Genomic DNA, 1,051 nt, shown 5'->3' on the forward strand with positions numbered 1-1,051 from the left:
GCGTCGTCGCAGGCGTCGAGCCAGGCCGCGGCCTGGCGGGCCAGCGTGCGCGAGGCGTCCATCGCCGACCAGGCCGGCTCGCCGGCCAGCGGCGCCAGCTCGGGCCGGCACTTCAGACAGGGCCGGAAGGCCTGGGCCTCGGCCTGGGCGGCCGAGGCGAAGAAGCGGCAGTTCTCCTGCTTCGGCGGGCGGACACGACAGATCGGCCGGCAGTAGACGCCGGTGGACGTGACGCCGACGAACCAGCGCCCGTCGAAGCGGGCATCGCGGGCCAGCAGGGCGGGGTAGCAGGCGTCGGCCTCGAGGGTGCCGGTGACGTGTCGGAGGGAGGACATGGCGCCATGATAGGCAGTCCGCGGCGCCAGACTCGCCGTTTTCGGACCTCTCCCCGCCTGCCTACAATCCGCCCCAGTCCAATCATCAGGAAGCACTGCCACATGCAAGTCCACGCATCGATCTTCAAGGCCTATGACATCCGCGGCGTCGTCGGCACCACGCTCGACGAACAGCTGGCCGAGCACCTCGGCCGCGCCTTCGGCACCGAGGCGCGCAAGCTGGGCGAGAAGGCCGTGGCCGTGGGCCGCGACGGGCGCCTGTCGGGGCCCGGCCTGGCCGCCGCGCTGATCCGCGGCCTGCAGTCGACCGGCCTGGACGTCGTCGATATCGGCGCGGTGACGACGCCGATGCTGTACTACGTGGCCGCCACGCGGAAGAAGTACGGCTGCAGCTCCGGCATCATGATCACCGGCAGCCACAACCCGAAGGACTACAACGGCTTCAAGATGGTCCTCAAGGGCGCCGCCGTCTACGGCGAGCAGATCCAGGGCCTGCGCCGCCGCATCGAGGCCGAGGACTACGTGGCCGGCCAGGGCCGCGTCGGTTCCATGGACGTGTTCAGCGAGTACATGGCCCGCATCGTGCGCGACTGCAAGCTCAAGCGCCCGATGAAGATCGTCGTGGACAGCGGCAACGGCATCCCCGGCGCCTCCTCGCCCGCGATCCTGCGCGCGCTGGGCTGCGAGGTGATCGACATCTTCTCCAAGGTGGACGG

The 1,051-nt window shown here is 70.5% G+C and carries 1 protein-coding gene and 1 pseudogene; one reads left to right on the forward strand and one right to left on the reverse strand.

All coding sequences use genetic code 11. From position 1 onward, the window contains the following. Positions 1 to 335, reverse strand: a 335-nt coding sequence (locus tag B0W88_RS31910; RefSeq protein WP_304442610.1) for an Ada metal-binding domain-containing protein, incomplete at its 3' end; no start/stop codon positions are given. A 102-nt stretch (positions 336 to 437) separates the two neighbouring features. Here B0W88_RS31910 and B0W88_RS31915 point away from each other — a divergent pair. Beyond that, positions 438 to 1,051, forward strand: a pseudogene (locus B0W88_RS31915) (phosphomannomutase/phosphoglucomutase); the annotation flags it as partial.

This window comes from Pelomonas sp. KK5 (assembly GCF_001984095.1).
GTDB lineage: Bacteria > Pseudomonadota > Gammaproteobacteria > Burkholderiales > Burkholderiaceae_C > KK5.